26 protein-coding genes are annotated in these 25,991 nt (G+C 59.0%); 7 read left to right on the top strand and 19 right to left on the bottom strand.

All coding sequences use genetic code 11. The features are described from left to right. Positions 1-144 precede the first annotated feature (144 nt). Positions 145-2,388, bottom strand: a complete 2,244-nt coding sequence (cap2-3, locus tag AC3IQ7_RS05760) for an anti-phage 6A-MBL system cap2_3 protein (protein ID WP_489208581.1) — start codon at positions 2,386-2,388, stop codon at positions 145-147. A 4-nt stretch (positions 2,389-2,392) separates the two neighbouring features. Continuing rightward, positions 2,393-3,586, bottom strand: a complete 1,194-nt coding sequence (gene mblB, locus AC3IQ7_RS05755; RefSeq protein ID WP_489208580.1) for an anti-phage 6A-MBL system MBL-fold protein — start codon at positions 3,584-3,586, stop codon at positions 2,393-2,395. 82 nt (positions 3,587-3,668) lie between these two features. Here mblB and AC3IQ7_RS05750 point away from each other — a divergent pair, with 82 nt between their 5' ends. Then, entirely contained in the window at positions 3,669-4,559 is an 891-nt protein-coding gene (locus AC3IQ7_RS05750; RefSeq protein ID WP_489208579.1) for a helix-turn-helix transcriptional regulator, read from the top strand. Between the two features lie 4 nt (positions 4,560-4,563). Here the strand turns inward: AC3IQ7_RS05750 and AC3IQ7_RS05745 are convergent, their stop codons facing one another. From AC3IQ7_RS05745 to AC3IQ7_RS05735, 3 genes are all read right to left on the bottom strand, one after another. After that, the gene (locus AC3IQ7_RS05745; RefSeq protein ID WP_489208578.1) at positions 4,564-4,800 is read right to left on the bottom strand and encodes a hypothetical protein; all 237 of its coding nucleotides are present in this window, start codon (positions 4,798-4,800) and stop codon (positions 4,564-4,566) included. Between the two features lie 355 nt (positions 4,801-5,155). Continuing rightward, positions 5,156-5,923 carry a hypothetical protein gene (locus tag AC3IQ7_RS05740; protein ID WP_489208577.1) on the bottom strand — a complete coding sequence of 256 codons (768 nt, stop codon included), beginning with the start codon at positions 5,921-5,923 and terminating at the stop codon, positions 5,156-5,158. Beyond that, on the bottom strand, positions 5,914-7,026 hold the full coding sequence (locus AC3IQ7_RS05735; protein ID WP_489208576.1) for a ComEC/Rec2 family competence protein: 1,113 nt from the start codon (positions 7,024-7,026) through the stop codon (positions 5,914-5,916). Before AC3IQ7_RS05735 ends, AC3IQ7_RS05740 begins: the two co-directional genes overlap by 10 nt. 436 nt (positions 7,027-7,462) lie before the next feature. Between AC3IQ7_RS05735 and AC3IQ7_RS05730 the strand changes: the two genes are divergently transcribed. The 4 genes from AC3IQ7_RS05730 (at position 7,463) to yacG (ending at position 10,039) form a co-directional block, all read left to right on the top strand. Then, a complete protein-coding gene (locus AC3IQ7_RS05730) occupies positions 7,463-8,332 on the top strand; it encodes a prepilin peptidase (RefSeq protein ID WP_489208575.1) in 870 nt (289 codons plus the stop codon). A 31-nt stretch (positions 8,333-8,363) separates the two neighbouring features. Beyond that, positions 8,364-9,011 carry a dephospho-CoA kinase gene (gene coaE / locus AC3IQ7_RS05725; RefSeq protein WP_489208574.1) on the top strand — a complete coding sequence of 216 codons (648 nt, stop codon included), beginning with the start codon at positions 8,364-8,366 and terminating at the stop codon, positions 9,009-9,011. 62 nt (positions 9,012-9,073) lie between these two features. Then, the gene (gene zapD, locus AC3IQ7_RS05720; RefSeq protein ID WP_034748811.1) at positions 9,074-9,829 is read left to right on the top strand and encodes a cell division protein ZapD; all 756 of its coding nucleotides are present in this window, start codon (positions 9,074-9,076) and stop codon (positions 9,827-9,829) included. 18 nt (positions 9,830-9,847) lie between these two features. Further along, complete coding sequence (gene yacG, locus AC3IQ7_RS05715; protein ID WP_034748814.1) at positions 9,848-10,039, top strand: DNA gyrase inhibitor YacG; 192 nt, start codon at positions 9,848-9,850, stop codon at positions 10,037-10,039. Positions 10,040-10,052: 13 nt separating this feature from the next. Here yacG and AC3IQ7_RS05710 read toward each other — a convergent pair whose 3' ends face one another. From AC3IQ7_RS05710 to secA, 6 genes are all read right to left on the bottom strand, one after another. Then, positions 10,053-10,469, bottom strand: a complete 417-nt coding sequence (locus AC3IQ7_RS05710) for a PIN domain-containing protein (RefSeq protein ID WP_322426454.1) — start codon at positions 10,467-10,469, stop codon at positions 10,053-10,055. A 3-nt stretch (positions 10,470-10,472) separates the two neighbouring features. Continuing rightward, the gene (locus AC3IQ7_RS05705) at positions 10,473-10,682 is read right to left on the bottom strand and encodes a FitA-like ribbon-helix-helix domain-containing protein (RefSeq protein WP_070219361.1); all 210 of its coding nucleotides are present in this window, start codon (positions 10,680-10,682) and stop codon (positions 10,473-10,475) included. Between the two features lie 120 nt (positions 10,683-10,802). Then, positions 10,803-11,225 carry an NUDIX domain-containing protein gene (locus AC3IQ7_RS05700; protein ID WP_099379783.1) on the bottom strand — a complete coding sequence of 141 codons (423 nt, stop codon included), beginning with the start codon at positions 11,223-11,225 and terminating at the stop codon, positions 10,803-10,805. Next, positions 11,222-12,103: an ATP-binding protein gene (locus AC3IQ7_RS05695; RefSeq protein WP_322426455.1), complete on the bottom strand. Its 882-nt coding sequence runs from the start codon at positions 12,101-12,103 to the stop codon at positions 11,222-11,224. The genes AC3IQ7_RS05700 and AC3IQ7_RS05695 overlap by 4 nt, the downstream gene beginning before the upstream one ends. Then, complete coding sequence (gene argJ / locus AC3IQ7_RS05690) at positions 12,100-13,338, bottom strand: bifunctional glutamate N-acetyltransferase/amino-acid acetyltransferase ArgJ (RefSeq protein WP_322426456.1); 1,239 nt, start codon at positions 13,336-13,338, stop codon at positions 12,100-12,102. The genes AC3IQ7_RS05695 and argJ overlap by 4 nt, the downstream gene beginning before the upstream one ends. 154 nt (positions 13,339-13,492) lie before the next feature. Beyond that, the gene (secA, locus tag AC3IQ7_RS05685) at positions 13,493-16,261 is read right to left on the bottom strand and encodes a preprotein translocase subunit SecA (protein ID WP_099379780.1); all 2,769 of its coding nucleotides are present in this window, start codon (positions 16,259-16,261) and stop codon (positions 13,493-13,495) included. 279 nt (positions 16,262-16,540) lie between these two features. Here secA and AC3IQ7_RS05680 point away from each other — a divergent pair, with 279 nt between their 5' ends. Continuing rightward, positions 16,541-17,053: a DciA family protein gene (locus AC3IQ7_RS05680; RefSeq protein ID WP_099379779.1), complete on the top strand. Its 513-nt coding sequence runs from the start codon at positions 16,541-16,543 to the stop codon at positions 17,051-17,053. 127 nt (positions 17,054-17,180) lie between these two features. Here the strand turns inward: AC3IQ7_RS05680 and lpxC are convergent, their stop codons facing one another. From lpxC to AC3IQ7_RS05665, 3 genes are all read right to left on the bottom strand, one after another. Beyond that, entirely contained in the window at positions 17,181-18,116 is a 936-nt protein-coding gene (gene lpxC / locus AC3IQ7_RS05675) for a UDP-3-O-acyl-N-acetylglucosamine deacetylase (protein WP_099379778.1), read from the bottom strand. Between the two features lie 75 nt (positions 18,117-18,191). Next, on the bottom strand, positions 18,192-19,034 hold the full coding sequence (locus AC3IQ7_RS05670) for a DMT family transporter (RefSeq protein WP_489210396.1): 843 nt from the start codon (positions 19,032-19,034) through the stop codon (positions 18,192-18,194). A gap of 165 nt (positions 19,035-19,199) precedes the next feature. After that, the gene (locus AC3IQ7_RS05665) at positions 19,200-19,970 is read right to left on the bottom strand and encodes a helix-turn-helix transcriptional regulator (protein WP_099379777.1); all 771 of its coding nucleotides are present in this window, start codon (positions 19,968-19,970) and stop codon (positions 19,200-19,202) included. A 104-nt stretch (positions 19,971-20,074) separates the two neighbouring features. Here AC3IQ7_RS05665 and AC3IQ7_RS05660 point away from each other — a divergent pair, with 104 nt between their 5' ends. Then, positions 20,075-20,842, top strand: coding sequence for a class I SAM-dependent methyltransferase (locus tag AC3IQ7_RS05660; RefSeq protein ID WP_322426459.1), 768 nt, complete (start codon positions 20,075-20,077; stop codon positions 20,840-20,842). Between the two features lie 45 nt (positions 20,843-20,887). Here AC3IQ7_RS05660 and AC3IQ7_RS05655 read toward each other — a convergent pair whose 3' ends face one another. The 5 genes from AC3IQ7_RS05655 to AC3IQ7_RS05635 all read right to left on the bottom strand — a co-directional run bounded on the left by AC3IQ7_RS05655 (position 20,888) and on the right by AC3IQ7_RS05635 (position 25,991). Further along, the gene (locus tag AC3IQ7_RS05655) at positions 20,888-21,394 is read right to left on the bottom strand and encodes a peroxiredoxin (protein ID WP_099379775.1); all 507 of its coding nucleotides are present in this window, start codon (positions 21,392-21,394) and stop codon (positions 20,888-20,890) included. Positions 21,395-21,578: 184 nt separating this feature from the next. Next, positions 21,579-22,787, bottom strand: coding sequence for a cell division protein FtsZ (gene ftsZ / locus AC3IQ7_RS05650; RefSeq protein ID WP_034784974.1), 1,209 nt, complete (start codon positions 22,785-22,787; stop codon positions 21,579-21,581). A 154-nt stretch (positions 22,788-22,941) separates the two neighbouring features. Further along, on the bottom strand, positions 22,942-24,174 hold the full coding sequence (gene ftsA / locus AC3IQ7_RS05645; protein ID WP_010394955.1) for a cell division protein FtsA: 1,233 nt from the start codon (positions 24,172-24,174) through the stop codon (positions 22,942-22,944). Between the two features lie 34 nt (positions 24,175-24,208). Further along, positions 24,209-25,021: a cell division protein FtsQ/DivIB gene (locus tag AC3IQ7_RS05640; RefSeq protein WP_034784973.1), complete on the bottom strand. Its 813-nt coding sequence runs from the start codon at positions 25,019-25,021 to the stop codon at positions 24,209-24,211. A 1-nt stretch (position 25,022) separates the two neighbouring features. Further along, on the bottom strand, positions 25,023-25,991 hold the full coding sequence (locus AC3IQ7_RS05635) for a D-alanine--D-alanine ligase (RefSeq protein WP_489208573.1): 969 nt from the start codon (positions 25,989-25,991) through the stop codon (positions 25,023-25,025).

Here is a 25,991-nt window from a genome sequence, read left to right as displayed (position 1 = left end):
CGTCGCTTGATACAACTTAGGCTCACATGGCGCGTTGCCGCTCGGAATCAGCTAGCAACTTGGTTGTTTTCCAGCACCCATCGCTTAGCAAGGTAGTGACTTCTCTCCACATATTACGGCATCGCTCCTCCAGAGTCCGACAGATCACCACATCCCTACCTCGCCGATCAGGCCCTGTGGTGTCCAGACAAGCGAAACCATAGGCAAGCCGGGACTATTGATACATAGACGTGCGAGTGTTTCACGGTCCAATTCAGAGTGCCTGCCTCCCATCGGATGGCTGTGCCAGGATCCTACAAAGTGGAGGTGCCCAGCAGAGTCTGCATGCGCTGAACGAAGAATTTTCTCAAGATTCTCAACCCCCAGAACGAACTTGGCGTCTTCTCTAATACTGTCCAGCGGAGCTTCGATCACCGCTGCGATGATCATCGTTCGCGTAGCTTGATCGACGTGCCCGATAAGAGCGCCGCCAGTTTCGAGCGGATGCCACTTCGCCACATCTTTGTCGATTTCCGCGACTACAGTGTCCAGAACTCGAACTGTCCACCCGTCCTCAACTCTCGGTCGCAGGACGACCGTCGGGCCGGATAAGCGTTCAAACCAGGCTGCACCGATACCACCGGCATCCGCAATACTGAAGCACATCTGGCCCTGGTCAGGCAATCCGTCTTGCAACCATTGCTCGATCCGTATCGATACCATTGATGCCGCGCGCGAAACCAAACTATCTGGCATTGGGGTTGTCAGGGAGCTGCAATTATCTCCAACAAAAAGCCTTGTTGCATCCGCAGACTCTCCAACCACTGCTGCGCGTAGTTCCGGCGACTGGCGGCACTCGTTGAAAAATGCCGCCGTCAAGTCGTCCACGCGAGACGAACGGTGCCCCCCTTCAAGAAGTACAAGCGCACACCTACCCTGCCCGTACATGAGCGTCCGAATGAGGCGTGCTGGCGAGGAATCGAGAGGACCAGGAAGAGTCTCTGCCGTGAGTACGGCAAGTGATGCAGTAGCATCGATGAAAACTGCTTCGTCCATGCCACCGAGCTCGCGCAATGAAGCCTCATCGCGGAGCGCCTCGCCGAAATCCTTTACGAATGCTTCACAGTCCCGGTGCGACAGGATCGCAAAAGCCTCCTTCATTAACTCCGCTTTCTGTGGGATCCTCGTGGCGAAGTTATTGCTTAGCAGAGCATGGCGGGCCATATTATGAGGCGCCAACCAATCCGTGTCGACAAAACGAAAATTACCAAAGCCAGCACGTCCCATATGCATCCCGATCTTCGATCCTAAGCTGCCACATCCGGCCAGGATGATCGTTCGACGTGGATCAGTGCCCTTGAAGCCTGACGTACGCATCAGCAAGCTCGGCGACAAGGCGTAAGCGTGATAGGCCGCCTTCACATCGATCGTATACGCCCTCAGATTACCGAAAAAACGTACGACGTAGGGAATAAATTCAACATCGCGCTCTCTTGCGCCGACGAGCTCGACGGGACGCCGAGCTGCCAGAACGACCAGAGCGAAAATTTCATTGTCTGTCTCTCGATTGAACGAAATGGTTGAATCAGCCGCTTTTAGAAAGCCAACGACCGCAGCTTCCAATGCAGCGCCATCTATGCCCAGGGAAGTCGCACGTTCGACCAGCGAAGCGATATCGACAACGGTATCGGGTCTGTACTGATCGAAAACAGGGGCCTTCCCGTCTACATTCTGAGCACGTGCAATGAATGTAAGGGTGATCCCATGCGACCACCGCCCATCCGCGTTCTTGATTAACTCGGTACTCAGGCGAAACTCTTCTGGTCGGACCGCATCGTCGGCTAAAATCTGACCAAGGAGGAAACGCTCACTACCAAAATAGTTTGTGGACAGAGCAACAATGCCTCCATCAGTTGGCAGCCGAGACAGCAAATCGTCCGCATCAAAGACCAACTGTGCCGACACATCATCCCGCCTGGTTGGCTCCCATCCATGTTGATCATCGATCAGCTGCCCCGCCGCAGCCTTCTCAAGCCAGTCCACCAGTTGATCTAGTACCCCAGCCAAACCAAACCGACTTTGCAACTCGTCAATCGAGCCGTCAAAAAGGCAAGGCGACACAGGCTGCCCGGCACGATGCGGATTGATATGAGGAAAGTTGACGGGGAAATCCGGTCGCAACCTAATCCGCGGGGCGCGAAGTGGCCATTCGGCCGTGAAGGGAAACGTGCACCGTTCCACTGCACGTACCCCTGTCAAGGACTGCCCTATACGCACAGCGCGGCTAGGTAACGAGACAGCGACGTCCGCTTCCACCGTAAGAAACTGATCGTTGCGAGCAACTAACGTGAGGTTGCTGACAGCCTTGTGATTGCGGAGTTGCTCAAAAGCGATATCGAACAGGCTCATCAGCTCACCCGTGTGGCATCGGAACAGATGCCGTGCTTGCTAGGCCCGCCAGTTTTGCCGCCGCATCCTTGCCAGTCGGTTTTCTCGCCCCTTGCTCACTCACGGTCAGTACGTATGACTTAGTCGCCTGCGGATCCGGGTACTCGCCAGTACAGATGAAGGTACCGCCTGCCTCGTCCACAATGGCTTCATATTCGTCTTTCGCACCCATGCACGGTGGATCGCAATCGTCATCAGCGATCGGCTTGCAGCTCGCGACAACGATGGCGCCGTCGCGCGCTTGACTAAGGGCCTTGCGCGCGCTTTCGTCGACCTTCGCGTCTTTTTCTTTTTTTGACCAACTATCGTACGAAAGCGAGTGCCAAGAACAGTGATGCGGGGTTTGCAGCACATCGTATTCAAGTATCTCCGGGGTGTTCTTATATTGATCCCAGAGACGGCTCCAGATCAACACCTCAGCGTCGCCGCCGGTCAGGAATTTGACTCCATCTCGTTGCATTGCACCTGACCAGAGCATGAAGTTCATGATCACACTGGAATGGTTCTTTGAAAAAGCGGCTTCAAGCTCCGGATCATCTTCGGCGTCCAGCGGGGCCAACAACCGTGCTTTGAAATAGCTGGAGAAATCGCGTCCGCAGATCATGGATACCTCGTCGCCGACCTTCGTGACGATACCTGGAATCCCCTCAGTCTTTCCGTCAATGTCCTCCCCGAGGATCCGGACGCGATCGCCGTCCAATACCTGACACGAGGTTTGCTTGTTCAGGTTAACGCGTCGTTTGGCCTCCGTATTAAAAGCTGCGGCATCGTCGGACAGTTTATGCACGCTCGAGCGTCGGCGGAAGACAATCGGCGAGGACCAGATTTCACGGATCACGATTCTTTTCTCACTATCCGGTTTTTTATCGTCAGGATAATCCTCGAGCTTACCAAGGTGGAAGTGGCGCTCCAAGCCGCGGCAGTGATCAAGATCCGGGTGACTCAACATGAAGACGTCAACATAGGGGCGTCCCTTGGCATCCCTGTTGATCCTGGCACGCAAATCTACCATTACATCTGGCGTGTCATTATCATCAGGATTGTCTGCGGCAGTCCTGACGTTAACGTCAATGAGAATCGTCGTCGCTGCTTGGTCGAACAGTGTAATCAATGTCATATCCCCATTATCAACAGGGAAAAATGTTAAGGTGGTTGGCATTGGGGACACACTCCATGAGAATTAACGTACAATAACTATACGCCTATAATTTATACGCGTCTACTTATTAGATGGATTGTTTATGAAAGAAATGCAAGACCGGGGCCCTCAAGAAGGCAAACCGATTTCCAAAGTCCAAGAACGACGTCTACAGTTCATCGACTTTCGGCTGCGCTGGCAGGGGCAACTGAATCGCATGGACCTAATGGAGCACTTCGGCATTTCGACACCTCAGGCTTCTCTTGATGTTGCGCTCTACATAAGTCTTGCCACAGATAATCTTGAATACAACAAGACGTTGAGGGCCTATGTAGCTACCGAACACTTCCAGCCCCTATTTGGAAGAACTTCGGCCAGACGCTACCTGGCCGAACTCTTTGCGCTCAAAGAAGGAATACTTGAGCCGTCGGCTAGTTTCATCGGCAGTCAACCTGCATGCGAAATCGCCCCCTCACCTGCCCGTGTACTAGACGACCGCACGCTGGCGCGAATTAACAGGGCAATTCTGGAAGGAAAATCAGCGCATGTGCTGTATCAATCCATGTCATCGGTTGATCCATCAGAACGATGGATTACACCACATGCACTCGCTTATGACGGCTTTAGGTGGCATGTGCGCGCGTTCTGCCACAAGCGGGAGGAATACACGGATTTTGTTCTTGCCCGCATCCTTGACTTGATTGGAACCGACACGAAACCTGTACCGAAAACGGACCATCAATGGGATACGATCATCGATCTGATTCTTACCCCTCATCCCGATCTCAGTCTCGGCGCCAAGAAGGTAATCGAGCTCGACTACGGGATGACCGATGGAACTCTCAGCTTACCATGTAGGCAAGCATTGCTCTATTACACACTCAAGAGACATGGTCTTCTCGTATGCAATCCTACCGACTGTAGAGAATTTCAAATCATCTTGAAAAACCGCGCGGAAGTACAGCCATTCATCGATGCCGCACTTTCGCGCTAACGGGCTAGCTAGGTATGGAAGGCGTGCCAGTATTAACTGGCGTGCCGCCCTGTCGGGGATCTGAACCGCTCGCAGCCCGAGATTTTTCAATGCCCCACACAGCATAGGCGACACTCTCGATCTTTTGCACGAACTTATCGACGTTGAGTCCGGCGACAAACGCAAGGGCATAGAAGCCAACCTCTGTCGCGCCGCCTTGCGTTTTAGACTCAAGAACAAGCAGACCAGCTTTCAGAAACAAGCAGCTCGCTCCACCGCAAATGAAGCTTGCGAGAGGCCTAAGAAAGTACCACCAGTACCAATCTGGACTCCAATCGTTGCGGACAGCGCGACTAAGATACACGGCCCTCAAACAATACAATGCAATGCACCACCGATTCCGGCGGTCGCGGAGCAGGCCAAGCCAACGCGGATTGCCTCGTAAGCGGGAGTTACCTGGCCGAGAAGCGTGGCTGCAACAAACCAGGCACAAGCTGCGGTAATAACTAACAAATACACGACGATCATAAAAATCATATTTACCTCAAACTTTCATTGGGACGCGCGAGCCCTGCGGGCTTGCCTGCGCAGCAATCTGATCCTACCCAGGCAACCTGTTACCGCTTTTTGGGCAAGGTATCGCAGCTGCGAAGCAGGAAGTCGGCATAGCTGATGGATGAGGTCTTAACCGTCTCTTCCGTAAAAAACAACATCCATACTGCTATACTGACAACGGAAATAAGCATTGCAACATTCCCCCCTATGCCTAAGCGCAGAAGACTCTCCGCATGTAAACCAGTGTGATTCACAACATCGCGGGCGACAAGAATCCAAAGAATGCTGAGCAGGGAAATGCAGATCGCAATCCACCGAATGCCATAGCAGTTCCTCCGGAATCCATACGACACGTTTTCATTGAAGAGCATGGCGTATTTTATTTTGTCTCGCGTTTTTCCAAGAAGCCAGCGCACAGCGGCCTGATAAATTTCATCTGCGGCATCCGGGGCGGATCGCTCTTGCTCTGCAGTCGGAAAAGAGGAGTCTATCCAACGCTCCAGAAAACGGTGATAGCGTCCCTTTGTTGTCCCATCCAGGAACGTGTCAGTATGACGCAGTAGCCGGGTCGACGGCTTCCCACCCCACTTCTTGAAGAGGTGATCCTCATGCCGCTTTCCCATTTCCCTGCAAAGGTTGGCCAGAAAATAGAAGACGCCGAGAAATCCGAACAAGCTGAGCACCGCTACATTCAGTTTCATTTCAGCGTGATGTAGGCCGATGACGATCGCCACCACCGGAAGCAGCGCAAGTAAGGCCGGCGTGAGCCTGGCCCGAACATCGTAAGCGTCAGGAAGTCTTGTAAGCTTCGAAAAATAGTCTAGTCCCATGCCTGCACCTTTGTAGAGAACTGCATATGCTCCACGGCACGCCAACCATCGCGCCCTGGCATGTTCCGTTGGTGTCTGATCATCTTGCCCTTCGTTTGGACAACTTTGAACCCACGGCGAATGAAGGCATTCACGACTGTCGCGCGAGGATGCGTTTCCGATTCCTTGCTTGCCGAGACAAAGGCGATGCGGCGCGTCTCACCAGGTTGAGTGGCATGCGCAGGGCCGAAAATGCGATCCAGCACGGCACTCGTCACGTTGTTGCGGCTCCCGTGATGCGGAATTTGCGCGAACGTCACCAGCTTGCACAGATTCAGACCGACGTTTTCCGCATGCTCAGCGGCCGCAGTCAGCGCGCGAACCCCGGCGTCACCGGTCAATAGAACCCCACTAGAGCCAAACTGTCCGAACAAGATGACGCTACTTTCGTTCTCGGCACTTGTGCAGACGTCGCTACGCAAAGTCTCGACATCCCAAGTTTCATCAATCCATTCAGTTACTTTGGCGATAGCGGACTTGAACATATCGGCTATGCCAAATGCCTCGTTGGCTGCGGTGATTTTTTTCTGAGCCGGCGTCTTAGCAAATTCCTGAATCAGCTCATGCACATAGCAGTTCTTTTCGGGCGAGAGCACTGTGAACACACCAGCGATGGTTTGGCCCGCGAATGGCTCGTACACCCGTACCCCTTTTTTCAGTGCTAATACTTCAAGTTCGTGGGCAGCACTCATTTTTTCTTGAAAACGGCGCGCAAGACTCATATCAGTGATCCGCCCGTCGTGGAAATAGTTACGGATCTCTGCGCTGTATGCCCATGGCCGGTGTAACCAAAGTTCGCCGACATCGAGCTGCTCCAATACAACCGACAGTCCGGATGCGTGGTCTCCGTCAGGGTGCGAGTTCACCAGATAATCCACGCGTTCGACACCATAGTGCTTGCGGACATGGTCAACGATAGCCTGCCCCGAGGTTTTGGTGCCACCGTCATATACCAGCACCTTATAGTTACCTGGCGTGCCGAACCGTACTGAAATGGCATCGCCACTTCTCTTTCCCTCACCAACGGCGAAGAACTCAATCTCAATACCTATTTCAGTGTCCATGCTCCACCTTGCAATTTATTTAAGAAAATGCCCTTTAAGCAACTTTGGGCCGGAACTTTAATATTCAATAGGAAACTTTAATTTATTTTTAGCTATGCCAATTCACTCGCATAAATGAGGGCGCGCACGGCGCGATACTGCTTGAAAAATGGGTCTATGTTAGGTCATCGCCTAGAAGTTGTAATTGCACAAAATATTGCAAACATTAGATAGCATTCTTCAAACGCCATTGCTGAAAAAACTGCGAAATTTTATGAGAAGAAACACAGCGAGCCACCTAAGAACTACTTAGCAACAGGCAGGGAGGACACTGAGGGATATTGTGTTTTCCTACACGCCCTGCGCAAAACATCCCCATGCGCCAGCAGATGTTTTACACTGCGGCAGTGCCAGGCAATGTTTGCGCGGCAACATCATCACCTCAGACAAATCCACCATGCTGCAAGATACCCTGCTGTTCGCCGCGCCCGGCAATCTGCCCGTCGCCCTCGTCGCCGCCCTGTTCGGCCTGATCGTCGGCAGCTTCCTGAATGTGGTGATCCACCGCGTCCCGAAAATGATGCAGCGCGAATCTGATAATTATGTGGCGGAAGAAAGCGGCTTGCCCTTGCCGCACACGGACCGCTACAACCTGATGCTGCCGCACTCGAATTGCACCGCTTGCGGCCACCGCATCACGGCCATGGAAAATATCCCCGTCCTCAGCTATCTGCTGTTGCGTGGCAAGTGCAGCGCGTGCCAGGCGCCGATCTCCGTGCGCTATCCGCTGGTCGAGCTGCTGACTGGCGCGCTGTCGGCCCTGCTGGTCTGGCACTTCGGCAGCGGCTGGACGGGCCTGGCCACGCTCGTGTTTGCCTGGCTGCTGATCGCCATGACCTTCATCGATGCCGATACGCAAATGCTACCCGACGACCTCACCTTCCCCCTGCTGTGGGCGGGCTTGCTGGTCAATATCAACGGCACTTTCGTGCCCCTGCAGGAAGCCGTCATCGGCGCGGTCGCCGGCTACTTGGCCCTGTGGGCCGTGTACTGGGCCTTCAAACTGGCGACAGGCAAGGAGGGGATGGGCTATGGTGATTTCAAATTGCTGGCGGCGCTCGGTGCGTGGCTGGGCTGGACGATGCTGCCGACGATCATCTTATTATCGTCGCTGGTCGGCGCCGTGGTCGGCATCGGCCTGATCGTGTTTGCCAAGCGGGGGCGCGACAAACCGATTCCGTTCGGCCCCTACCTGGCGGCGGCTGGCCTGATCGCGCTGCTATACGGCACGCCCCTGTCGCGCCTCACAATGGGCCTGACCAGCTGACCCGCGCAGCAGCGCCCCTATGGATAAACACATGCAACTACACAACGTCCCTTATTTCAGCGTGGGTCTCACCGGCGGCATCGGCTGCGGCAAGAGCACGGTAGCTGACCTGTTCGCCGCGCGCGGCGCCTCCATCGTCGACACCGACCAGATCGCGCACAACCTGACGGCACCGAATGGCGCGGCCATGCCGGCCCTGGTGGCGGAGTTCGGCGCCGACTACGCCGATGCGCGCGGCGCCCTCGACCGCACAAAAATGCGCAACCTCGTGTTTGCCGACGCCGCCGCCAAGGCCAGACTGGAAGCCATCCTGCACCCGCGCATCCGCCAGGCCACTCTGGCGGCGGCCGCCGAGGCAACAGGCAGCTATGTGATCTTTGCCGTTCCCCTGCTCGTCGAGTCCGGTGGATGGGTGGAGCGGGTCAACCGGGTGCTGGTCATCGATTGCCTGGAAAGCCTGCAAGTATCGCGCGTGATGGCGCGCAATGGCTTATCGGAAGAACAAGTCAAAGCCATCATGGCCACACAGGCCACGCGCGCCATGCGCCTGGCGGCGGCGGACGATGTGATCGACAATAATGGCGATTTGGCCGCCCTGGCGCCGCAGATTGCCCAGTTGCACGATTTATATCTGACATTTTCAAAAAGAATGGCCGGAATCGGGTCGCAACGTTTGTAATTTGTCGACGCTTGGTTCAAAATCACGGGATTGTTTGCAGGTCCTTACTTAAGGGAATTATTTTGATTGTCTACGAATACCCTTTCAACGAACGCATACGTACCTTGTTGCGGCTGGAAGACCTGTACGACAAATTCAAGTTCTTCATCCAGCAAGAGCATGCAATGCAGCACCATGTTGCCTTGGCAACTATTTTCGATATGCTCGAAGTGGCCGGCCGCGCCGACCTGAAGTCCGACCTGCTGCAGGAACTCGAGCGTCAGCGCCAGAGCCTGCTCGGCTACCGCAGCAATCCCAACGTGGAACCGGAAACCCTCGATGCCATCCTCGGCGAACTCGACAGCGTCAGCGGCGCCCTGGTGGCGGCGCAAGGCAAGACGGGACAGAATATCCGCGACAATGAATGGCTGATGAGCATCCGCGGCCGCACCATCATTCCGGGCGGCGCCTGCGAATTCGACTTGCCGTCATACTTTGCCTGGCAAAAACGCAGCTCGGAACAGCGTCTGACCGATATCCACGCCTGGTTCGCCCCGCTGGCACCGCTGTTCGACGCGCTGGCCCTCGTATTGCGCCTGCTGCGCGATTCCGGCGGACCCGTTAAACTGATCGCCAATGGCGGCAGCTACCAGCAAATGCTGCAAGGCAAGGTCTACCAGATGCTGCGCCTGAGCCTGGATGAAAACAGCGGCGCCATCCCGGAAATTTCCGCCAACAAATACATGCTGTGGGTGCGCTTCACCACCCAGGGCGGCGACTTGAAACCCAAGCCGCTGGAAGAAGATGTCCCGTTCGAGCTCACGCTCTGTAATTTTTAATTGTTACTTATTTGCCCCATCATGACCGTCGTTAACTGCCCTACCTGTGCCGCCAAAGTCGAATGGACTGAAGCCAACAAATTCCGCCCCTTCTGCTCGGAGCGCTGCAAGCAGATCGACCTGGGTGCCTGGGCCGAAGAGAAATACACGATCCCCGCGGCCGACCCGTTCGAAGATCCCCTGGCAGACGAAGACAACAAGCCGCAATAAGCCGCAATTAGCTTCAATTAAACGGATTTTCCAGGCGCAGCCCCTGCGCCGCGAAACTGTCAAGCCTGCCACTGACCACCGTCAAGCCATAGGCGATGCCCATCGCCGCGATCTGTCCATCGATGCCATGCGCATGGCCGCGACCATGCAGGCGGGCGCACACGAGCGCGCAATCGAGGTCGAATTCCAGCAAGCGGGGCGCATACTCTGCCAGCACGGCTTCCAGCCAGCCTTCCAGCGCCAGTGCTTCCAGCGCCGCTTCGCGCCGCCAGCTGCGCTGTATGCCTGCGCGCAATTGCGCGATCACTTGCACCGGCACATAGCGCATCTCTGGCGTCACCCGCTCGAAGAAGGTAGCCACGCCTGCTGGCGCGGCGCCGCCCTTGCGCGCCGCAACGATCACATCCGTGTCGACCAGATAGACGGGCATGACTCAAGGGCGGCGCTCAAAATCCGCATCCAACCCCACGTCGGGCATGCCGCGCAGAATATCGTCGAGCGGGCGCTTCGGCAGCGGCCGCAAGGCGCTGCGCAAGATGTCGCGGTGCTCGTCCTCGATGCTGCGTCCATGCGCGCGGGCACGCTTGTGCAAGGCGGCGATCAGCAATTCATCGGTATCGGTAAAGGTCAGTGTCAGCGGCATGCGAGACTCCCCTGTGCGTGATGAAAGCACTGTAGCGCAAAGCGCCGACTATACAAGGAAAGTCACAGGAAAGCTTGCGCCAGCACGCAGCGTGATGCTGCCCGCTGGCACAAGTAAAGATTATGCAGGCGCCAGGGATTCGCGACGTACCTCATCTAACCATTCCAGCAGGGGAATGGTGGCCGGCAGCAAGGGTTCCACGCCGACCGTGCCTTGCCAGGCGAACGCCTGCCCTTCCAGGCTTTGCGGCTCGCCCCGCCATTCGCGGCTGATATAGAAATGCAGGCGCACATGAGCGTGCGGATACACATATTCGACGCCGCACCAGGGTTCTGCACTGTCGATATATAGCCCCAGCTCTTCGACAAACTCGCGCTTCAAGGCGTCAAGAATGGCTTCGCCGGCTTCGACTTTACCGCCAGGAAATTCCCAATAGCCGTCATACGGCTTGCCGGCCGGGCGCTGGCCCAGCAGCACGTCGCCGTTCGGCTTCATCAGGATGCCGACGGCGACATCCACCGGTGTAATTTTCACTTCGCTCATTGCGGCAACTTTCCCGCAGGAAGTTTCCCCGCATAGTCGCGCGCGAATTGCCACGCCACCCGGCCCGAACGGGAACCGCGCTGCAAGGCCCAGCGCAGGGCGTCGCCGCGTGCTGCCGCAATCTGTTCCGGCGTGCAGCCAAACGAGGCCAGCCAGTGCGCCGCGATATCGAGATAATCATCCTGCTTGAACGGGTAGAAAGACAACCACAGGCCGAAGCGCTCGGACAGCGAGATTTTCTCTTCCACCGTCTCGCCCGGATGCAGATCGCCATCGTCGTCCGTCTTGTAGCTGGTGTTATCCGACATGCGTTCCGGCATCAGGTGACGGCGGTTCGAGGTGGCGTAGATCAGCACATTGTCCGATTGCGCGGCGATGCTGCCGTCGAGCGCCACTTTCAGCGCCTTGTAGCCGCTCTCGCCCTCTTCGAACGACAGGTCGTCGCAAAAGATGATGAAACGCTCGGGGCGCGCCGCCACCAGGTCGACGATGTCGGGCAAGTCGGCCAGATCGGCCTTGTCGACTTCGATCAGGCGCAAGCCCTGGTCGGCGAACTGGTTCAGGCAAGCCTTGATCAAGGAGGACTTGCCCGTGCCGCGCGCCCCCGTCAGCAGCACATTGTTGGCGGGGCGGCTGGCAACGAACTGGCGCGTGTTCTGCTCGATCTGCGCCTTTTGTGTGCCGATATTGTGCAAGTCATCCAGAGCAATGGACGAGACATGCGCCACGGCCTGCAAATAAGGCAGCGCGCCCTGGCGCCGGCGCCAGCGGAAGGCAAAGCTGTTCCAGTCGGTAGCCGGCAAGGCCGGCGGCAAGATCGACTCGAGCCGCGCCAGCACCCGCTCGGCGCGGATCAGGAATTGATCGAGACTGGTCATGAGCGGTAGTCGGCGTTGATCGACACGTAGTCATGCGACAGGTCGCACGTCCACAAGGTGGCCGTGGCATCGCCGCGCGCCAGCTTGACGCGGATGGTGATTTCGCTTTGCTGCATCACGCGCTGGCCATCCTGTTCCTGGTAGTCCGGGTTGCGGCCGCCATTCTTGGCCACCCACACGTCGTCCAGGTACAGGTTCAATTGGCCCACGTCGAGGTCGTCCACACCGGCGTAGCCGATGGCGGCCAGGATGCGGCCCAGGTTCGGGTCGGAGGCGAAGAAGGCCGTTTTCACCAGCGGCGAATGGGCGATGGAATAGGCGATCTTGCGGCACTCTTCCACGTTGCGGCCGTCTTCCACGGTCACCGTCATGAACTTGGTCGCGCCTTCGCCGTCACGCACGATGGCTTGTGCCAGGAAGGTCGACAGTTCGGTGACGGCGGCCGACAGTTCCGCATAGTGCGGCGAGTCGATGGAATCGATCACCAGGCTGCCGGCGCCTGTTGCCACCAGCATGAACGAGTCATTGGTGGACGTGTCGCCGTCGATGGTGATGCAGTTGAACGATTTGTCGGCTGCCTGCTTCACCAGCTGGTCCAGCACCGGTTGCGCCACGGTGGCGTCAAACGCGAGGAAGCCCAGCATGGTGGCCATGTTCGGCTTGATCATGCCGGCGCCCTTGCTGATGCCTGTCAGGGTGACCGCGTGGCCACCGATGGTGACCGTGCGCGAGCCGGCTTTCGGCTGCGTGTCGGTGGTCATGATGGCTTCGGCGGCCGAGAACCAGTTGTCCGACGTCAGCGCTGCTACCGCTTGCGGCAAGCCGGCGACCAGGCGCTGCACAGGCAGCGGTTCGAGGATCACGCCGGTGGAAAACGGCAGGATTTGCTGCGGCGTGCAGCCCAGCAGCTCGGCCAGCGCGGCGCAGCTGGCCTGCGCGTCGGCCAGGCCCGATTCGCCCGTGCCCGCATTCGCGTTGCCCGTATTGACCAGCAGCGCGCGGATCGGCGCGGCGCCGGCCGTCACGGCCGCCAGGTTGGCTTTCGAGATTTGCACGGGCGCGGCGCAGAAGCGGTTCAAGGTGAACACGCCGGCCACGGTGGCCGTCGGCGCCAGTTTCAATACCAGCAAATCCTTGCGGTTGGGTTTCTTGATGCCTGCTTCGGCAACACCGATTTCAATGCCGGCGACGGCTTTCAAGTCGGCGGCGACGGGCTTGGGAGAATTGACGGCCATGGTGATTTCTTCTGCGAGGGAAAAGGGAAGCGCTATTGTAGCGCCTTCGCGGCGCCGGTGAACATGCGTGCCGGTAGATGCGCGCGCGCAAATTGAAAAGGCATAAAAAAACGGAGACCGCGGTCTCCGTTTTTTGTCAGGCAGTCAAACCGCCTTATGCCAGCTTGCCGTGGCAGGCCTTGTACTTTTTGCCGCTGCCGCAAGGGCATGGGTCGTTACGACCGACCTTGACACCCATGCTCACGCTCATGTCGTCGACGTTGTCCATGTTGCCGCCGGCAGTAGGCGCCAGCAGCTCTTCCGGCGCCGCGTTCGGGTCGAATTCGGCGTGCTGGTAGTGCACGTTTTCCACGTGCGACTGCTGCATCGCCTGTTCGGCCGCATCGACTTCTTCACGCGACTGGATGCGTACCGTCATCACGTGTTTCGTGACGTCGTTCTTGATCATGTCGAGCATCTGGCCAAACAGTTCAAACGCTTCGCGCTTGTATTCCTGTTTCGGGTTCTTCTGCGCATAACCGCGCAGGTGAATACCCTGGCGCAGGTGATCGAGCGCCGCCAGGTGTTCGCGCCAGTGGCTGTCCACGCTTTGCAGCATGACATTGCGTTCGAAGCCGCCAAACGATTCCTTGCCGACGATATCGATCTTCGACTGGTACACGGCATCGGCCGCGACCAGCACTTTTTCGAGGATCTCGTCGTCCGTCAGGGTCGCATCGGCTTCCAGCATTTGCTGCAGCGGCAAGTCGAGCTGCCATTCGCTGGCCAGGGTGTTTTCCAGACCCTTGATATCCCACTGCTCTTCCACCGATTCATGCGGCACATACTCGTGCACCAGGTCGGTGAACACGCCATGGCGCAGCGAGCCGATCATGTCGGAAATATCGGTCGTTTCCAGCAGCTCGTTACGCTGCTGGTAGATGACTTTACGCTGGTCGTTGGCGACGTCATCGTATTCCAGCAATTGCTTGCGGATGTCGAAGTTGCGCGCTTCGACCTTGCGCTGGGCCGATTCGATCGAACGCGAGACGATGCCTGCCTCGATCGGTTCGCCTTCCGGCATTTTCAGGCGGTCCATCACGGCGCGCACACGGTCGCCGGCGAAGATGCGCAGCAGCGCGTCGTCGAGCGACAGGTAGAAGCGCGACGACCCTGGATCACCCTGGCGGCCGGCACGGCCACGCAATTGATTATCAACGCGGCGCGATTCATGGCGTTCGGTGCCGATGATATGCAAGCCGCCCGCATTGACCACATGGTCGTGCAAGGATTGCCATTCATCGCGCAAGGTCTGCGACTGGGCTGCCTTGTCGGCGTCGCTCAGTTCAGCATTGGCTTCGATGAACTTGATCTGGTTTTCGACGTTACCGCCCAGCACAATGTCCGTACCGCGGCCAGCCATGTTGGTGGCGATGGTGATGGCTTTCGGACGACCTGCCTGGGCGATGATTTCCGCTTCGCGGGCATGCTGCTTCGCGTTCAGCACGTTGTGCGGCAAATCGGCCTTGGTCAGGATGCCCGACAGCAGTTCCGAGTTCTCGATCGAGGTCGTACCGACCAGCACGGGCTGGCCGCGCTCGTAGCAGTCGCGGATGTCGTTCAACATCGCGTTGTATTTTTCCGCCGACGATTTGTAGACCTGATCCTGGCGATCCTTGCGCTGCAGCGGACGGTTTTGCGGGATCACGACCGTTTCCAGGCCGTAGATTTCCTGGAATTCGTACGCTTCGGTATCGGCCGTACCGGTCATGCCGGCCAGCTTGGCGTACATGCGGAAGTAGTTCTGGAAGGTGATCGAGGCCAGGGTCTGGTTCTCGTTCTGGATCTTGACGCCTTCTTTCGCTTCGACGGCCTGGTGCAAGCCATCGGACCAGCGGCGGCCCGTCATCAGACGGCCCGTGAATTCATCGACGATCACCACTTCATTGTTCTGCACCACATAGTGCTGATCCTTGAAGTACAGCGCATGCGCGCGCAGGGCCGCATACAGGTGGTGCACGAGAGTGATGTTGGCCGAATCGTACAGCGACGCGCCTTCCGGCAGCAGGCCCATCTCCATCAGGATGCCTTCTGCCTTTTCGTGGCCGGCTTCCGTCAGCAGCACCTGGTGCGCCTTTTCATCCTTGGTGTAGTCGCCCGGCACGTCAACCTTGCCCTTGCCATCCGGCGTTTCTTCACCGATCTGCAAAGTCAACAACGCAGGCACTTCATTGATCTTGTGATACAGGTCCGTATGGTTCTCGGCCTGGCCCGAAATGATCAACGGCGTACGCGCTTCATCGATCAGGATCGAGTCGACTTCATCGACGATGCCGAAGTTCAGGCTGCGCTGTACGCGCTCGCGCGCTTCGTAGACCATGTTGTCGCGCAAGAAATCGAAACCGAATTCATTGTTCGTGCCATACGTGATGTCAGAGTTGTACGCCTGCTGCTTGGCGCTGTGCTCCATCTGCGACATGTTCACGCCCGTCGACAGTCCCAGCCAGGCATACAGGCGGCCCATGGTCTCGGCATCGCGCTGCGCCAGGTAATCATTGACGGTGACGATATGCACGCCCTTGCCCGACAGGGCATTCAGGTAGGCTGGCAAGGTTGCCATCAGGGTCTTGCCCTCGCCCGTGCCCATCTCCGCGATCTTACCGAAATGCAAGACCATGCCGCCGATCATCTGCACATCGAAATGGCGCATGCGCAGGACGCGCTTGCTGGCCTCGCGGCAGACGGCAAAGGCTTCCGGCAACAAGGCATCGAGCGATTCGCCAGCGGCGATGCGTTCCTTGAAGGCAGGCGTCTTCGCTTGCAGCTCGGCATCCGACAGCTTTTCGATGGCCGGCTCGAGCGCATTGATCTCGCGTACCGTTTTTTGGTATTGCTTGAGCAGCCGCTGGTTGCGGCTACCGAAAATCTGGGTCAGTAATGACATGCTTGAATTCTTGAAAAAACGCCGTTAAAAAAAGCTCGGTAGGGAACAACGAGGTAGGTATCGCGTCACCGCACGGAGTTCGACTATGGCAAAAGACGATGATTTTATCATGCGTTCCCGACATGGTTGGGGTAATGCGCCATATAACAATAGCTTAATGACAAACAAATGGCAGAAATTGCGGACATTTTCCATACTGTAAGGCAATACGGCCCGCCCGCCTGCGCCACACCCACCGCCGCACTCGTCATGCGCGGGCGAGTGTGCTATGTTTCGGCCATGCGATCTCCCATTTATTCTCCGGCACCGCGCCGCGGCTACGGCTTTGCCCGTTCAGGCCCGGCCGTCACGGGCGCAACCGATTTTCTGCGCGGCAACGCGACGATGGCCTCCCTGATGCCCACCGTCACGCGCCTGGCCGCCCTGCAAAAAGATTGCGCCAAGGCCCTGCCGGCCATGTTCGAGCATTGCGACATCCTGCAATTCGAGGGCGGCCAACTGGTGCTGGCCACGCCGAACGCGGCGCTGGCGGCCAAGCTCAAGCAGCAATTGCCGAAGTTACAAGGGGAACTGGAAAGAAAGGGCTGGCAGATTTCAGGCATCAAGCTGAAAGTGCAAGTCATCAAGAGCATCGCGCCCATCGTGCATACGCGGGCGCTGGTCTTGCCGGAAAAAGCCATGTCAGCCCTGGAAGAGCTGAGCACGGCCCTGCCGGCGTCGAAGCAGAACGAACAATTGATCGCGGCGCTGCGCAATATGGTCCGCCACCACCGCGAACCTGGGAACACCTGAGAAAAAGTCCATGGCGGCGTTGCATTGCCTGGCCGTACTATTCGTACTGCCTGCGGCAATGCGCCTTGCCCTGAACATTTTTCAGGTGCTCCCTAGCCCTAAAATTATTTAAAAACAGCAACGGCCGTCAAGTCAAGGACCACTCGCGTTCCATCTGGCGCAGGTAGGATTGCGGCGCCGCCTCGTTCGTGGCGAACGAGACGATTTCATAGGATTCCGGCTGTTCCAGCAGCGCCAGCAGCAGCTGGTTGTTCAGCGCGTGGCCGGACTTGTGCGCCGTGTAATAGGCCAGCAAAGGGTGGCCCACCAGGTACAGGTCGCCGATGGCGTCGAGTATCTTGTGGCGCACAAACTCGTCTTCATAGCGCAAGCCATCGGCGTTGAGGATGCGGTATTCGTCCATGACGATGGCGTTTTCCAGCGAACCGCCACGCGCCAGGCCCATGCCGCGCAGGCTTTCCACATCCTGCATGAAACCGAAGGTGCGCGCGCGCGCCACATCGTGCACGTACGACACGTCGCCGAAATCGACGGAAGCGCGCTGCATCGTGCCATCGACGGCCGGATGGTTGAACTCGATGAAGAAATCAAGCTTGAAGCCATCGTACGGCGACAGGCGCGCCCATTTCTCCGCGTCGCCCTTGCCGTGACGCACTTCCACGGGCTTGATGACCTTGATGAATTTCTTCGCCGCCTGCTGCTCTTCCACGCCAGCCTGCTGCAGCAGGTAGACGAAGGACGAGGCGGAACCATCCATGATGGGAATTTCTTCCGCATTCACGTCGATATACATATTGTCCACGCCGAGGCCAGCCGCGGCCGACATCAGATGTTCCACGGTAGAAACCCTGGCGCCGTCCTTGATCAGCACGGAAGCCATGCGCGTGTCGCCCACGGCCATGGCGCTGGCGGGGAACTCGACGATGGGATCGAGGTCGATGCGGCGAAACACGATGCCCGTGTCGATCGCGGCGGGACGCAGGATCAGCTCGACCTTGGTGCCGGAGTGCAAACCGACACCGATGGTGCGGACCTGTTGTTTGATGGTGCGTTGTTTTAACATCTGTCGATTATATCTATTTGCCGGATTTTCGTTGCGGCGCGGCATGGCTGACGCCAGAAATACCACAACCGCTCATTAAGGATGTTCGCTTTCCGCATGCACGGCTTCACGGCGCACCAGATAAATACCGCTGCCGATGATGATGGCCGCGCCGATCAGCGTGTACTGGTCGGGCAAGGCACGCCACAGCAGCCAGTCCAGGGCCATGCCCCAGGCCAGGGCCGAGTACTCGAACGGTGCCACGCTGGACGCCTTGCCATGGCGAAACGCCTCCGTGATGGCCAACTGGCCCAGGAAGCCACTCAGTGACAAGCCCGCCAGCAGCCACCAGTCTTCGCGGCGGATGCTCACCCACTCGTGCGCCGAGAGGGCCACGCCGCCAAGGGCCATCATCACCATCAGCCAGAAGACCATGCTTTCGCTGGCATCCGTGCGGCTCAGGATGCGGCCCGTGACGGCGGAAATGGCATAACAGGCGGCCGAACCCAGCACGGCCAGGCCGGCCAGCGAAAAGAATCCCGAACCGTCGGGGCGCAGCGCCACCAGCACGCCCAGCAGGCCCACGGCGATGGCGCACCAGCGCGCCAAGTCGACTCTTTCCTTCAGGATAAAAACCGACAGGACCGTAATCAGCAAGGGCGCGACGAAGAACAGCGAATATGCCTCGGCCAGCGACATGCGCTTCAAGCCATACGCAAACAGGGTAATCATCATCACGCCCAGGGCGCCGCGCAGCACGTGCAGCGGCCAGCGCACCTTCAGCACGTTATTGAAAGCGCCGCGGTACAGCAGGTACAGGCACACGAGCGGCAAGGACGACAGCGCGCGCAAAGCCGTCACCTGCATGGCGGGGTAGTGGGCGGACAGCAGCTTCATGGCCGTGTCCATCAGGGAAAACATGGCGACGGCGACCAGCATCACATAGATGCTGCGCAGGTTGGGATTGCGGGGTAACAGGACAGACTCCTGGCGAAAGAGCGGGACCGTCATCATGGCGACGGCCGGAGCCAGGACAGCATGGCAAGGCCACACTATCAAGCCGATTATAACAAGCGCAGCCGTTTTACATTTTCAAAGGAGCAACTACACAGGCAACAACATCACCAGTTTCAAGTCATGCTGGCGCGCCAGGTGCAAGGTCACCTGGTTGAATGCCAGCAAGCCCTGCTGCGCATGCCGGAACTGGCGCAAACCGCCATCGCGGCCCTGCACCTGCTGCGCGCCCCACCATTGGCGAAATTCAAGGCTGGCATCGGCCAGTTCGGCGATCAGGCCGGCCAGCGGCGCGTGGTCCGCCTGCCGGCCGATATCGGCGCGGAACTCCGCCACCAGGCGCCGCGCCCGTTCGGGCCAGCCGATGACCAGGTCACGTGCGCCCGCGTCCAGGAACATGAAGCGCAACTGGTTCGGCGCAGCCGCGTCACTGCACAGCCAGCCTGTAAACAAGGTGGACGCCGCCCCGTTCCACGCCACGGCACTCCATTCCCGGTCGAGGATGTACGCAGGCGCGTCGATGGCGGCGACGATGGCGGCCAGCTCGGCGCTAGCAGGCCCACTACCCTCGCCTGTGCCATGGCTGGGGTCATGCTTGTCGGCCACTTCGAACAGATAGGCACGCTCGGCTGCGCTCAGCTGCAGCACCTGCGCCAGGCGCGCCAGCATCTTGGCCGACGCCGACACGGGCCGCCCCTGCTCCAGCCACGTCAGCCAGGTGGGACTGACGTCGCACAGCTGCGCCAGCTCTTCGCGCCGCAAGCCCGGCGTGCGCCGCCGCCCGCCGCCGGGCAAGCCAGCCATGGCGGGAGTGACGGCTTCGCGCCGGGCGCGGATGAATTCAGCGAGCTTGTTCGACATGAGATGCCTGCATGGTAGTAGATATACCAGTATAAGTTATGGTCTTGTTACAGGATAATTTTATCCCTATTCTGCAGGAACTCACCCATCAACAGGAGAAAATCATGCAGCAGCACGATGTCGTTACCGAACAGTTTGGCAAGACGGCGAATGCCTACCTGAGCAGCGCAGTCCACGCGCAAGGCGCCGACCTGGTGCTGATGCAGGAATGCGCGCGCCGCCATGGCAAGCCGGTGGTACTGGACCTGGGCTGCGGCGCCGGCCACGCCAGCTTCGCCGTCGCCCCCGTGGCAGCATCCGTCGTCGCCTACGACCTGGCGCAACCCATGCTCGACGTCGTCGACCACGCGAAGGTGCAGCGCGGCTTGCACAACATCAGCACGCAACAGGGCGACGTAGCCCGCCTGCCATTTGCCGACGCCAGCTTCGACATGGTTGTCACGCGCTTTTCCGCGCACCACTGGAACGACGTGGCGGGAGCGCTGGCCGAAGCGTGGCGCGTGCTGCGTCCGAACGGCACCTTATTGGTGGTCGACATCGTCGCGCCGAAAACGGCCCTGTACGACAGCACCTTGCAGGCGGTGGAAATGCTGCGCGACGCGTCCCACGTGCGCGACTACCGCACCTGCGAATGGGGCGCCAAATTCAATAATGCGGGATTCACGCACAGCTTGCGCAGCGTGTGGAAACTGACGATGCAGTTCGACGAGTGGGTGGCGCGCATGCGCACGCCGAACGAGCGCGTGGCGGCCATCCGCAACCTGTTCGATGGCGCACCCGAGGAAGCGCGCCAGTATTTTGCGTTGCAGGACGATTATTCGTTCAGCATCGATGCGGCCATGTTCGAGGCGACGAAACCGCAGGTGCAATAAAAAAAACGGCGCCGATGGCGCCGTTTTCATGCAAGCAGAAAGCTCTTAAGCCAATTGGCCCAGCAAGGTTTCCGCATTCGACACTTCAAACTTGCCGCCTTGCTCGATGTTCAATTGCGTCACGACGCCATTGTCGACCAGCAGCGAGTAACGCTGCGAGCGCGTACCCATGCCGTGCTTGGAGAAATCGGCGTCCAGGCCCAGTGCCTTGCTGTAGGCGGCATTGCCGTCAGCCATCATGCGCACGATGCCGGTGGCTTTCTGATCGCGGCCCCAGGCGCCCATCACGAACGCGTCGTTGACGGAGATGCACCAGATTTCATCGACGCCTTTGGCTTTCAGGTCGGCAGCGTGCTGCACGTAGCCTGGCACGTGCTGTGCGGAGCAGGTCGGGGTGTAGGCGCCTGGCAGGCCGAAGATGGCGATCTTCTTGCCCTTGACCAGATCTTGCACGTTGAACGTGTTCGGGCCCAGTGCGCAACCTTCGGTTTCGCTTTCGATGAATTCGGCCAGGGTGCCTTCTGGCAGGGTGTCGCCGATCTTGATGGTCATGTTGACTCCTTGTGTACTGTCGGTTGAGGATGCTGCCGGCATGATGCCGACACTGCGCGATAGTATGCCTGACTTGCCGTATTTGTGCAGAAAATGGCCGGAAAGGCAAAGTCAAAAGTCAAAAGCCGGCAAAAAAAAACGGCGACCCTCAGGCCGCCGTCATCTTTACTGACATCGGATCACCTTAGTCGGCTTGCTTGCGCAGGAAGGCTGGAATGTCGTACGTCTCCATGCCATTCTTTTCCATCGCGCGCACTTGCTCGGAAGCCGATTCGCGGCGCCATACTGCCGGCGCCTTCATGCCGTCGAAACCGGCTGCCGGCGTGGCCACGCCAACCGTCGTCGTCGCCGCCTGCGCGCTACCCATGGCAGCCGATGGGGTCAACGGGCTGTTGTGGGTACCGGTGCGCAGCACTTGCTGCGGTACCAGCTGGATGTTTTTCTTCGCACGGCCCAAGCCCGTCGCCACCACGGTCACGCGGATGTCGTCGCCCATGGCGTCGTCGTAGGCGATACCCTGCGCGATCGACGCGTCCGGCGCGGCAAACGCGCGCACGGCAGCCATGACTTCCTTGATCTCTTTACCTTTCAAGCCACGGCTGGCCGTGACGTTGACCAGCACGCCGCGCGCGCCGGACAGATCGATACCGTCCAGCAGCGGCGAAGCGACAGCCTGTTCGGCGGCGATGCGCGCGCGGTCGACGCCGGACGCCGTCGCCGTGCCCATCATGGCCTTGCCCTGCTCGCCCATGATGGTTTTCACGTCGTTGAAGTCGACGTTGATATGGCCAGGCACGTTGATGATCTCGGCAATGCCGGCCACCGCGTTGTTGAGCACATCATCGGCGTGCTGCATCCATTCCAGCATGCTTTCGTCTTCGTAGATCTCTTCCAGTTTTTCATTGAGGATGATGATCAGCGAATCGACGTGCAGGGACAGCTGCTCCAGGCCTTCGTCGGCGATGTCCATGCACTTCTGGCCTTCGTACGAGAACGGTTTCGATACCACGGCCACCGTCAGCGCGCCCAGTTCCTTGGCCACTTCGGCCACGATAGGAGCGGCGCCCGTGCCCGTACCGCCGCCCATGCCGGCGGCGATGAAGACCATGTGCGCGCCGCGCAGCGAATCGGCGATGCGCGCGCGCGATTCTTCCGCCAGCTGGCGGCCGACGGCAGGCTTCATGCCGGCGCCCAGACCGGTATCGCCGATCTGGATGATGTTGTGGGCCTTCGATGTCGACAGGGCCTGTGCGTCGGTGTTGGCGGCAATGAACTCCACGCCCGACATGCCTTTGTTGATCATGTGTTGGACTGCATTGCCACCCGCACCGCCGACGCCGACGACCTTGATGACGGTACCTAAAGCTGTGTTATCGACCATATCGAACTCCATGATGTGCTCCTATCAGATGCGGTTTCCAAGCGCCAGGCCTCATATTGGTAGGAGAACTGGAGATTGAAAACTGCGGTTAAATATAAAATAAAGTTATGTGTGTGTACCTGCGATGCTGCCAAAAAACCTGTGCTGCCGGGCGTAAATCAAGCCCTTAAAAATTCCCTAAAAACCATTCCTTCATGCGCTGCCAGACTGCCTTCACCGAGCCGTCCTGACGCGTCACGATGTGGCCGCGCAGGTATTGCTTCTTCGCTTCCAGCAGCAGGCCCAATACCGTGGCATAGCGCGGACTGCGCACCACGTCGGCCAGCTGGCCCCGATACTCGGGCGTGCCCAGGCGCGCCGGTTTCAGGAAAATATCTTCCGCCATTTCCACCATACCGGGCATGATGGAGGTACCGCCCGTGAGCACGATGCCCGACGACAGCACGCCTTCATAACCGGATTCGCGCACCACCTGGTGCACCATGGCGAACAGCTCCTCGACGCGCGGCTCGATCACGGCCGCCAGCGCCTGGCGCGACAGGTTGCGCGGGCCGCGGTCGCCCAGGCCAGGCACTTCCAGCGATTCGCCGGGATCGGCCAGGACCTGCTTGGCCACGCCATAGCGGATCTTGATTTCTTCCGCTTCCGCGGTCGGGGTGCGCAAGGCCATGGCGATGTCGTTGGTGATCTGGTCGCCGGCGATGGGAATGACTGCCGTATGGCGGATCGCGCCATCGGAGAATACCGCCACATCGGTCGTGCCGCCGCCGATGTCGATCAGCACCACGCCCAGTTCCTTCTCGTCGGGCGTGAGCACCGCATCGGCCGACGCCATCGGCTGCAGGATCAGGTCCGACACCTCCAGGCCGCAGCGGCGCACGCACTTGACGATGTTCTGCACCGCCGACACGGCGCCGGTGACGATATGCACCTTCACCTCCAGGCGGATGCCGCTCATGCCGATAGGCTCGCGCACATCTTCCTGGCTGTCGACGATGAACTCTTGCGGCACCGTGTGCAGCAATTGCTGATCGGTCGGAATGTTAACCGCTTTTGCCGTCTCGATGACGCGCGCCACGTCGGTCGCCGTCACTTCCTTGTCCTTGATGGCCACCATGCCGCTGGAATTGAAGCTGCGGATATGGCTGCCCGCAATGCCCGCGTACACATTGCGGATCTTGCAATCAGCCATCAGCTCGGCCTCTTCCAGCGCGCGCTGGATGGACTCCACCGTGGCCTCGATATTGACCACCACGCCTTTTTTCAGGCCCTTCGATTCGTGCTGGCCCAGCCCGATCACTTCGTGGCGCCCGTCGGACATCACTTCGGCTACCACCGCCACCACTTTCGAGGTGCCGATGTCGAGGCCGACGATCAGGTTTTTCGCGTCTTTTGTCATTTCTGTCGCCTAATGTATGGGCTAAATTATTAAGTTAAGTCGGTTTTTTAATCGGACTGCTGTTTTTCTTCTTCATGACTGGCTTTCCATCCTTGCCTTCGGCCGGTATCACCAGGCCGGCGGAACTGAGCGCCAGGCCATTCTGGTAACGCATATCGATCGTGTCGATATTTTCCAGCCGGCTCGCCAGCTGCGGGTAAATGCCCACCAGCCGGTCGACCCGCGCCTTCAGGGTCGTATGATTCTGCTCGCGTCCCAGCGCCACGCTCATGCCGTTATCCAGTTTCACGGTCCACGCATAGCGGCTCGACAGCGACAGGGTTTCCGGCACCATCTTCAGCGGCGCAAACCACTTGGCCAGCTGCACGTAGGTAGCCAGTACTTCCTTTTCGCTGCCATCGGGGCCGGCAAACGCAGGCAATTCATGGTCGTCTTCGGCTTCGGCCACATTGGCCGTAAACACGTCGCCTTTGACCGACAACAGGCGTCCATCCTCGCCCCAGGTGCCCAGCGCCTCGTGCTCTTCCAGCGCCACGATCAGCTGGTTCGGCCACTCGCGCCGCACGCTGGCGCGGCGCACCCAGGGCACCGATTCAAACACGCCGCGCACGCTTTCCAGGTTGGTCGTGAAGAAATTGCCCTTGATGCGGCCCAGGGTGCCGCTACGCAGGGTCAGGTAATTCACGTGGCGCAGGCCCTTGTCGTCCGCGCTTTCCACCTTGATCGTGCGCAGGTCGAACATGGGACGCTGCGACACCCACCAGACGCCGGCGGCCACGCACACGACCAGAACCGCGGCCAGCAAGCCGTTGGCAGTCGTATTGAGGCTTTTAGCGTCATGCCACATATCAGCGCTGTCCCTTGTGCATTTTCAGACGCGCGCCAGCGACGATTTCCAGGCACAGGTCTTCATAGCTGATGCCCACCGCGCGCGCCGCCATCGGCACGAGCGAGTGGCCCGTCATGCCGGGCGAGGTATTTACTTCCAGCAGGAACAGCTTGCTGTCGGCCGCGCGCAGCAGCACGTCCACACGTCCCCAGCCTTCGCAGCCGAGGGCGCGGTAGGCTGCCACGGCGATGCTTTCCATCTCGGCGATGATCGCCGGGTCCAGCTGCGGCGGGCAAAAATACTGCGTATCGTCCGTGAAGTACTTGTTCTGGTAATCGTAATTGCCTTGCGGCGCGACGATTTCGATCGGCGGCAATGCGCGCGCCGTGGCGCCCTTGCCCAGGATCGCGACGGTGAATTCGCGGCCTTTGATGAATTCCTCGGCCAGCACCGAATCATCGAGACCGGCGGCGATATCGTAGGCCGCCTGGAAGGCCGATGCCTCGTTGACGGTGGTGATGCCGATGCTCGAGCCTTCATGCGGTGGCTTGACGATCAGCGGCAAGCCCAGTTGCGCGGCGACCTTGGCCAGATCGGAGCTGTCATCGAGCACCGCGTACTGTGGCGTCGGCAGCTGGTGCATCAGCCAGATCATCTTGGTGTAAACCTTGTCCATGCCCACCGCGCACGCCATCACGCCGCTGCCCGTGTAGGGAATGCCCAGCTGCTCCAGCGCACCCTGCAGGCTGCCGTCTTCGCCGAAGCGGCCGTGCAGCGCGATGAAGACGCGGTCGAATTGTTCAGCGGCCAGTTCGGCCAGGCTGCGTTCACCCGTGTCGAACGCGTGCGCGTCCACGCCGCGGCTTGTCAAAGCGGCCAGCACGCCCGTGCCGGACATCAGCGACACTTCGCGCTCGGCCGAACTGCCGCCGAACAGGACGCCGACCTTGCCCAATTGTTTTACATCGATAGCTGAAGCTTGGTTCAC

It is taken from the genome of Janthinobacterium sp. GL_088 (genome assembly GCF_057837845.1).
This window is presented reverse-complemented; position numbering and strand designations above follow the sequence as displayed.